Annotated in this window: 9 protein-coding genes and 1 pseudogene; 4 read left to right on the forward strand and 6 right to left on the reverse strand. The window is 69.5% G+C overall.

Annotation, left to right across the window (positions count from 1 at the left end; all coding sequences use genetic code 11):
* A partial coding sequence (locus tag VIM19_18840) for a hypothetical protein (protein HEY5186903.1) occupies positions 1-203 on the reverse strand: 203 nt, incomplete at its 3' end.
* Between the two features lie 103 nt (positions 204-306).
* On the reverse strand, positions 307-714 hold the full coding sequence (locus tag VIM19_18845; protein HEY5186904.1) for a DUF1801 domain-containing protein: 408 nt from the start codon (positions 712-714) through the stop codon (positions 307-309).
* 693 nt (positions 715-1,407) lie between these two features.
* Here VIM19_18845 and VIM19_18850 point away from each other — a divergent pair.
* Positions 1,408-2,082 (forward strand): M14 family zinc carboxypeptidase, encoded by a 675-nt coding sequence (locus VIM19_18850; protein HEY5186905.1) that lies wholly within the window; start codon positions 1,408-1,410, stop codon positions 2,080-2,082.
* Between the two features lie 465 nt (positions 2,083-2,547).
* Here the strand turns inward: VIM19_18850 and VIM19_18855 are convergent.
* The 4 genes and pseudogenes from VIM19_18855 to VIM19_18870 form a co-directional block, all read right to left on the reverse strand.
* Positions 2,548-2,760 (reverse strand): annotated as a pseudogene (locus VIM19_18855) (alpha/beta hydrolase).
* 301 nt (positions 2,761-3,061) lie between these two features.
* On the reverse strand, positions 3,062-3,463 hold the full coding sequence (locus VIM19_18860) for a type II toxin-antitoxin system VapC family toxin (GenBank protein ID HEY5186906.1): 402 nt from the start codon (positions 3,461-3,463) through the stop codon (positions 3,062-3,064).
* Positions 3,450-3,680 (reverse strand): hypothetical protein, encoded by a 231-nt coding sequence (locus VIM19_18865; protein ID HEY5186907.1) that lies wholly within the window; start codon positions 3,678-3,680, stop codon positions 3,450-3,452. Before VIM19_18865 ends, VIM19_18860 begins: the two co-directional genes overlap by 14 nt.
* Before the next feature lie 342 nt (positions 3,681-4,022).
* The gene (locus VIM19_18870) at positions 4,023-4,967 is read right to left on the reverse strand and encodes an NAD-dependent epimerase/dehydratase family protein (protein ID HEY5186908.1); all 945 of its coding nucleotides are present in this window, start codon (positions 4,965-4,967) and stop codon (positions 4,023-4,025) included.
* Positions 4,968-5,096: 129 nt separating this feature from the next.
* On the opposite strand from VIM19_18870, the gene VIM19_18875 reads away from it, so the two are divergent.
* The 3 genes from VIM19_18875 (at position 5,097) to VIM19_18885 (ending at position 8,030) form a co-directional block, all read left to right on the forward strand.
* Complete coding sequence (locus VIM19_18875) at positions 5,097-5,798, forward strand: TetR/AcrR family transcriptional regulator (GenBank protein ID HEY5186909.1); 702 nt, start codon at positions 5,097-5,099, stop codon at positions 5,796-5,798.
* A gap of 505 nt (positions 5,799-6,303) precedes the next feature.
* Positions 6,304-6,969, forward strand: a complete 666-nt coding sequence (locus VIM19_18880) for a hypothetical protein (GenBank protein ID HEY5186910.1) — start codon at positions 6,304-6,306, stop codon at positions 6,967-6,969.
* Positions 6,939-8,030, forward strand: coding sequence for a transposase (locus VIM19_18885; protein HEY5186911.1), 1,092 nt, complete (start codon positions 6,939-6,941; stop codon positions 8,028-8,030). The genes VIM19_18880 and VIM19_18885 overlap by 31 nt, the downstream gene beginning before the upstream one ends.
* Positions 8,031-8,588: the final 558 nt, after the last annotated feature.

The raw sequence follows: 8,588 nt of genomic DNA on the forward strand, positions 1-8,588 counted from the left end.
TCCTCCCCGCCGTCTAGGACGACGGCCCTTCCCTTGCCGGGATACGTCTCGTGGAACTTGGCGAGGCCGGCTCTCGCCGCGGTCCTTGCTGCAGCCGTGCTGCTCGACCCCGGAACACCAGCAACGAAGACCACGACGAACCCGCCAGCACTGTCGGAGCCGTCGCCTAACACCACCTCAAGACGAGCCCACGACCCGAGCATTTACACCGGATCTGGGACGCGACCCGAAGAACCTGGTCAGGCTGCAGTCAACGTGTGCCAGACGGGTGCGTCCGCACCGCACTGGCACGTCTGCTGCGGCAAATCACGACATGGGAGGACCGACGTTCTTGATCTTGCGCCAACCACCCGCGCGGTTGTTTGCGATGATCTGACGGAGCATCACCAGCAGGGCGGTGGCGTTTACGGCGTCCCCCTGCCTGAATGCGATCGTGCGCGCCGTGGTGTTGTCGTGGCCCCCCGTGATGATGCGCTCGGGGTCCGCCACGATCGCTCCGTCGTAGAGAAACAGGTTCAAGTGGTCCTTGGCCGCGAGCAGTGCGCAGATGTTGCCCTGCAGGGTGAAGTAGGGACGGTCGGTCCGCTTGATGGTCTCCACGACCTCGGGGTCAGCAGAGTGGACCAGGTCGCGGAGTTCGCGGCATAGCGTTGCCTGCCAGTCGGGCAAGCGGTCGATGTATGCGTCCACACGCGGATCGGTCACGTAGGCCATGCCCAATCCAACCGCTGATCGCCAGGACGCAGCAGGACCGAACGGGATCGGCACGTATCGGGCGTCCACTTCGCGGCACGGGAATGCGTTGAGCGCCTTCTGGGGCTGGCGTTGGGAACGTCCTTCTGATGCGCTTGTCGGGCTTCGTGTCTCACCCGCACAAGGAGGACGTTCATGGCCAACGGTGGTGGTGTCTCTCGTGGGGATCGGGACCGGAACGCGCGACTGTCGCGGCTGCGCGCCGCGGTGCCGATCGCGAACGCGGTCGTCACAAGGTCGTCCAACCTGCGGCCCACGGAGGGGCTCGGCGGCTGATCGGCCTCGGGATGGACCTGACGGCAGCGGCCGAGCGGGGCAGCATGGGGACGTGGTAGCCAGTGACCGCGCGTTGACTGGTGGTGGCCTGGGATGAGGGTGGCAGCGCTCATCAGCGCCGTCGTAGTCCTGGCCGGGTGCAGTCCGACGTCGGCCCACCCCTCCAGACCGGCTGAAGCGGGACAGGTCTCCCCAGCCTCGACAGCTGTTGCGCGACCGACATCTTCAGCACCGGCGTCGGGCGCGGCTGCCGCCGCTGCTGGCGGTCAAACCTCCCGGGTGCAACCGAGCCCCTCGGGGCGGGTCAGCGCCCCCAGGTATGCGGCTGACCCGCCGGCTGGGGTGACCTGCCGGGTGCCGGGTTCCAGCTCAAGCACGTTGGCCTGCGTCATCGGGTACTCGGTCGACGGTCGCCCGATCGAGGCGGTGCGCCAGGGCGCTGCGACCGCCAGCCATCTGTTGCTGGTGCTGGGGCAGATGCACGGCGAGGAGTGGCCAGGCCCGCTGGTCGTCGACAAGATCCGGGCCCTGCCGGTGCCTGCGGGGCTGCAGGTGTGGACCGTGCGCACCATGAACCCCGACGGCGGCGCTGCCGGCCACCGGTACAACGCCCGTGGTGTCGACCTGAACGGCAACTTCCCGGCCCGGTGGACCCGAACCACGCGCAGCGGCTTCCGGGCGCTGTCGGAGCCGGAGGCGGCGGCCATGGCCCGGCTGCTCACCTGGCTTCAACCCGACCTGGTCATCTCGATCCACGGCTTCCTCTCGGCCGTCGACACTACCGGGGGTGGGCTGAGGGCCGCCCGGGCACGGCAGTTCGCGGCGATGGTCGACGTCGGGCCCGCCCGTGTCGTTGCGTGCTCGGGGCCGTGCCACGGCAACCTCACCGACTGGTACACCGCGACCTCACACCGCGGCGGTGTCGCCTTCACCCTGGAGATGCCGCTGGCCTCGACGGGCATCCGGCCCTGCCACGTGCCCGGCTACAGCGGGAGCCGCACCGTGATCGACTGCGTTGCCCACGCCGCGGTTGCGGAAGGACAACGACTCTGAGGGCGTCAGGTTCTCGGCTACCGGTACCGCCGGACCTGGGCCACCCGGACCTTCTCGCGCCACTCGTCGGGGAATGGGACGACGACCACCTCGATGTTCAGATCCCGGAGCGCCCACCCGGCCCAAGACTTCGACGAGGGCCAGAACGGGGCCGCGGCCGTCGTCGGTCAGGCACAAGATCAGGCGCGGGCGGGGGTAGAGAGTGCTGGAGATCCAGGCCAGCTTGAAGGCGTCGGAGAGCACCTTGTGCCGCTGCGCGGCCTTCGCCGGGCCACTCCGACCCGCCAGGCCCGCTCGTCGGTCTTGACTTCGAAGGCTCGGGCCAGGAAGGTGCCGACCCTGGTTGTGGGCGGTGGGTGGCGTCGGCCGCCGCGACGGGCGGGGGTGCCGGCGAGGGCGACGAGCAGGATGCCGGTGAGTTGGGTTGATCTTGCGCTGCCGACCGCCTCACGGCGGGTTGACACTTCAATCGTCGAGTAACTCGTGCAACCGTGCCGCGAACGCCTCGGGCTGGCCGGCCCACGTTGAGTCCCCGCCGACGAAGCCTCCGTGATGGCTGGGGAAGACGGCCACCTCCTGCCCGAGTGCCTCGGCGGTCGCCACGGAGTTGCGTCCCGTCATCAAGCCTTCGGACTCGACTCCGACCGCGATCACGATCCGCGTCGGTGCCGCCTTCAGGTCCGCAACGTCCGGACCGCACCGGTCGCTTCCGCAACGCAGCGACATAGTCATGCACCGTCCGATGAACACGACCGATCTCCCGAGCGATCTGCCGCGAGGGCACCCCAGCAGCTGCCCGCTCCGCAACCACCAGCATCTGCTCCGACGTCAACCTGTGCATCGCAACCTCCGAGTCGATACAACCCTCAACAGCGAGGCTGTTTGCTCGACCGGTTGAGATCACCGCATGTAGCGGGCGTTCGCTTCGCGGCATCGTCGGATGCTCGCGCCGACAGCGGCATGGTCGCGACTGGTTGGTTCAGTGGGGCGTTCGGACCACTTCGATGTCGCACCGCGGACCGCTGGCCCGTGCCAGGCGTCGGTCGCCGGTGAGCAGCGTCGCGTCGAGGACCTCGGCGAGGGCGACGTAGGCAGCGTCGTACACCGTGAGGTTCTCGCGCAGTTCCCAACAGCGGGGCAGCAACGGTAGGTGCGGCGCCCGTTGCAGGGGCAGGGCCGCCAGGTCGGCCAGCGCCAGGCCGGCACGGCGGACGTTGATGGCTCCGGCCTGGGCCTGACGGCGCAGGACCGACGCGACCTCGAGGTCGACCAGCTCGGGCGCGGTCAGAACTTCTCCGCGCAGGCGGGCGCGGGTGTGGTCGCCGTCCGGGCCGTCGTCAGCGATCGCGACCGCCAGGATGCTGGCGTCAACGACGAGCACGGTCGGACCGGACGGTCGTCACGGCATCCGCCAGCGGTACCGAGCCACCGGACCGGCCGCCGGCGCGGTCGAGGACCTCGTCCAGGGTCGGTTGGCTGGCCTCCTCGATCAACCGGGCACGCAGGTACTCCTGCAGCGACTGGTGGGCCGCCGCGGCGCGCTGGCGCAGGACGGCATGGGTCTGCTCCGGGACGCCTTTGATCTGCACGCTTGGCATGGCGCCATTATGGCGCCAATAGCGCCAATGCACAAGGCGCGCTCATCGGCATGGGCGCAACCTCACTCGGCAAGAGCTGGCTGCACACGACTGCGGTTGGCGCCCTGCATCGGCAGCGCGTCCAGCCTCGCGAAACACAGTCCCTGACCGACGTAGGCGACGGTGACGGCGAGGCGGGCGCGACGGAGATCAACGAGCGGAGGCTCTCACACAGCCGCCGGCGAAGGGACCCCCGACGCGCGATCCGTCGACCCGCGCGAACCCCGCCGCCGGGACGGACACACACGGTCGCTTTCCGAACGGGGTGCGGCCGCTGAATCAGTCTGGGCAGCGGGGGTGGGGTCAGGCGGCCTTCTGGTCGGTCGACGCGAAGGCGCTCAGGATCGCTCGGAGCACGTCGTCGGCCGGTGTCGGGACGAGACCCAGTTCGTGCTGCGCGGCCGAGGAGTCCATGACGAACGGCTGCTCGAGCTGGTAGGCCACCTCGGGCAGCTCGCGCATCATCGGGTTCACGAGACCGAGCGCCTTGAGTAGGAGGCCGGGGATCGTGCTCACCTTCGGCATCGGGACACCGGCCATCTCGGCCAGGCGCGCGATGGCCTCCCGCTGCGTGCACTCCAGCGCGCTGGGCACGTGCCAGGCCCGGCCCCACGCGCGCTCGTCCGCGCCGAGCGCGACGAGGGTCATGGCCATGTCCTCGGTGTACGTCCAAGTGTGCAGCGTGTCGGGGCTGCCCAGCACCTGGACGTTCCTGCCCGCGAGTAGCTTCGGGATCGTGCGCTCGCCGAGGTGCGACTCGGAGCCAGGTCCGACGTAGTCGGCGCCGCGGGCCTCGGTGGCACGGACGCGGCCGGCCTGGTGCGCGGCGAGGGCGTCCTCCCACATCCGGATGCGCACCTTCGCCTTGGTGCCGGCCCCGTCGAGCGGCGTCTGCTCGGTCATCGGGGCGTCGACCTTGCCGTAGACGTAGAGGTTGGCGGTGGTGACGAGCACGGCGCCCGACGATTCGGCGGCGGCGAGCAGCGCGTCGGCGACCGGCGGCCAGTCGGTGGGCCAGTGGTGGTACTGCGGGTTCACGCAGTTGTAGATCACGTCCGCGCCGGAGGCGAGCCCGACGAGGCGCGCGCCGTCGGAGGCGTCGGCGGCGACCTTCTCGACGCCGGGCAGGTCGGGTCCCGAGCCCGAGCGGGTGACCACGCGGACCCGGTCGCCGGCGGCGACGACGCGGCGCACGACCGCCGATCCGATCGGTCCCGCTCCGACGACGAGGTGGGTGCGCTGGCTCATGTCGATCTCCGTCCGTTCGTCCCGGGGTATCCGAGAGCACTGCTCACAGTATGGAGCGGTGCACCTAGTCGCGTCAAGAGCACCGCTCACAAACATGGTCACCGCTCTCGGATCTGGCATGATGTTCGCGTGACCGAGACCGCTGCCGCCCCGCGCACCGCCCGCGAGCGTGCTCGCGCCGAGCTCACCCGCGAGATCGTCGACTGCGCCCGCCGGCACCTCGAGGCCGAGGGTGCGGCGGGACTGTCGCTGCGCGCCGTCGCGCGCGACCTCGGCATGGTGAGCAGCGCGGTCTACCGCTACTTCCCCAGCCGCGACGAACTGCTCACCCGGCTGATCATCGAGTCCTACGACGGTCTCGGGGACGCCGTGGACGCCGCCGAGGGGGGTGTCGCCCGCCAAGACCTGCTTGGACGCTGGATGGCGGTCGCGAACGGCGCACGCGGCTGGGCGCTCGAGCACCCGCAGGAGTGGGCGCTGATCTATGGAAGCCCGGTCCCCGGGTACGCCGCTCCCGAGGCGACGATCGGACCGGGGACGCGCGTGTCGGTCACCCTCATCACGATCTTGGCCGACGGCCTGGCCCAGGGCATCGAGCCGGTGACCGTGCCGGTGCCGGCGGCCGTGACGGCGGGACTGACCCGGCTGCGTGAGTTCGTGCCGCCGATCGTCCCCGACTCGCACCTCATCGCCGGGTTGATGGCGCGGACGCAACTGCTGGGCCACATCAGCCTCGAACTCGACGGCCAGTACAACAACACGATCGACGACCTCGACTCCTTCTTCGACCACGTCATGCGCCGCACCGCCGACACCCTCGGCCTGGGGTGAGCGACCGGATGGCCCGCGCGGTGGCGCAAGGTCCTCCCCGCTCAGATCGAACACGGTCCCCGAACACCTGTCGACCGTCTACGACTAACTTCAAGATCCGCACCGATCGCCGGCTGCCGTGCTCTCCATGCGCCCCTGATCGGCATTCCCGACGGAGCCCAGCGAGTCAAGACTGTTGGCCACGCTTGGTTTTGGCCGGTGGGGACGGATTCTGGGCGCGTCGAGTTATGGGGCGGGGTCAACACGGAGCGCACGGAGCCCGAAGGGCGAGGACGAACGGTGTTGACGCTGTCCCTGCTCGGCGCAGACTCAATCAGCCGGCACCGGTCGATGTGGGTGGTGTGTCATGCCCGACTTCCGCAGACGATGGGCACATGAGAGCTTGATCAACAGTATCGTCGCAGGTCAGCGGGGGTGTCGGGTCGTCGGAAGGCGATTCTTTGTAGGCACACGACTTGTGGCGTGTCGCTCGACAGGGCAGGTGTTGTCCGCTTGAGTTGCGGGCATGTACTTGCGCGAGACGCGGCGGACCAACCGGGACGGGTCGGTGGTGGCTTACTTGCAGCTGGCGCACAACGAACGGCACCCGCAGACCGGGAACTCGGTGGCGAAGGTGATCCACAACTTCGGTCGTGCCGAACTGGTCGACCGTGACGGGTTGGCCCGGCTGGTCAGCTCGATCTCGCGGTTCCTGACCCCTGAGCAGGCCACCGCGGCCGCGCACAGCGCGGAGGTCGACATCGTGGACTCCCGCCCGTTGGGTGGGGCCTGGGTGCTGGACCGGCTGTGGGAACGGCTCGGGATCGGCGCGGCGATCCGCCGGGTTGCCACCGGCCGTCGCCTGGACGGTGAGAGCGTCGAAAGGGTCATATTCGCGCTCGTCGCGCAACGCGCGTTGAAGCCGGGCAGCAAGCTCGCCGCCACCGACTGGGTCGCGAAGCTGGTCGCCATCGACGGCCTCACGGCGTTCACCGACGATCAGGCGTATCGGGCGATGGACTTCCTGCTCGACGCGCTGGACGAGATCGCCGCAGAGATCTTCAACTCGGTCGCGCATCTGCTCAACCTCGACCTGGACATCGTGTTCGAGACACCACCAGCACCTACTGGGAGCTGGATGTCGCCGATGAGCTCATCGACTTGGCCGAGACCGTCGACGACGACGGTGTGACCCGGCCGGTGGAGAGCGGCACGCGGATGTTCGGGCACTCCAAGGACCACCGCACCGACCTGCCACAAGGCGTGATCGCGATGGCCGTCACCCGCGACGGCGTCCCGGTCCGCTGCTGGACGTTCCCCGGCAACACCAACGACACCTCCATCATCCGCACCGTCAAGGACGACCTGGCCGGCGGGAATCTGCACCGACTGGTCTGGGTCGCCGACCGCGGCTTCGCCTCCGCCGCTAACCGGGCCTACCTGACCCGCGGCGGTGGGCACTACATCCACGCCGAGAAGCTGCGGGCCACCAACGGCGAGGCCGCCGCGGCGTTGGCCCGCGCCGGCCGCTACCGGACGGTGGCCGGCAACCTGCGCGTGAAGGAGGTCACGGTCGCCCCCGGCGGGGAGGGTGATGGGGACGGCGGCGCCCGGGCCCAGCGGTTCGTGGTCTGCCACAACCCCGAACAAGCCCAACGCGACGAGGCGGTGCGCGGGCAGCTGGTGGCGCACCTGGAGAGCCTGATCGAGGGCTCCGACAGCTGGACCGCCCGACGCCGCGACGAGTTCGTCGGGAGCCTGAAGACCAAGCCCGGTCTGCGCAGGTATGTGCGCCGCACCGGCGGCGAGCTGCTGCGCGTCGACGCGGCCGCGATCAAGCGCGAGAGCCACCTGGACGGCAAGTGGCTGCTGCGCACCTCCGACCCCACCCTCACCGGCGAGGACCTGGCCGCGGCCTACAAGCAGCTGATCCAGGTCGAACGAGGGTGGCGAGACATGAAGGGCGCCCTCGGGCTGCGCCCGGTGTTCCACCACCGCGAGGACCGGATCCGCGCGCACGTCCAACTGTGCTGGCTCGCGCTGCTACTGCTGCGCGTGGTAGAGAACGCCACCAGCGACACCTGGCGCAACGTCCGCAACGAACTCGAGCGGATGCACCTGGTCACCCTGGCGACCGCCGACGGTCAGATCGCCCAGCGCTCCACCCTCACCGCCGGGCACAAGAGCATCCTGGCCGCGCTTCAACTCCCCGAGCCCGCGCGGTTCTTCGACTTCACCGTCACCACCGACTGACCACACCGCCCCCAGCCAGTCCAGGACGCGGGCTTGTAGCAACACGCCCCCGTCACGCCTTGAACGCATAACCGCAGGTCAACGCCATGATCACGCCGTTCGTCTGCCCTTCATCTGCGGAAGTCCGGTCATGGGGACTCAACCCCGACGGCGACGACCACTTCCTCGGCGTGCAACGCCGAGACGTAGCGCCCCCACACGACACCACACCATCGGCCGTGCAGCCCTGACCGGGCCCCGCGCCACCACAACCGAGCACACGAAACCACGGACGCCCGAAGCGACGGCGAAGGCCGGACCTTCACCACGAACCGAGTCAGAACGGCATTCATGAAGGAGCGGGGCCGGTCAAGGACTTTCTCAGCGGGGGCGGCCTCGTTGAGGGCGGCGTCGTCCGGACGGGCGGGTCAAGTTCGTAGCGCCCGGAGGCCCGCAGGGCGAGGACGAACGGTGCTTGACGCGCCCGGAGGGCGGCGCATACTGCCTGGGGCCGCTACCGGGTTATGAACTTGTGGGTGGCTTCGGATCGACGAGGTGGCATTGGCGGGGTGCCAGGCA

The organism is Actinomycetes bacterium (genome assembly GCA_036510875.1).
In the GTDB taxonomy this organism is placed as follows: Bacteria; Actinomycetota; Actinomycetes; order Prado026; family Prado026; genus DATCDE01.

Bases quoted from the DNA above. Each gene is read 5' to 3' on its own strand.
- VIM19_18870 (HEY5186908.1), bottom strand. From the start codon at position 4,967: ATGAGCCAGCGCACCCACCTCGTCGTCGGAGCGGGACCGATCGGATCG.
- VIM19_18880 (HEY5186910.1), top strand. From the start codon at position 6,304: ATGTACTTGCGCGAGACGCGGCGGACCAACCGGGACGGGTCGGTGGTG.
- VIM19_18845 (HEY5186904.1), bottom strand. From the start codon at position 714: ATGGCCTACGTGACCGATCCGCGTGTGGACGCATACATCGACCGCTTG.
- VIM19_18865 (HEY5186907.1), bottom strand. From the start codon at position 3,680: ATGCCAAGCGTGCAGATCAAAGGCGTCCCGGAGCAGACCCATGCCGTC.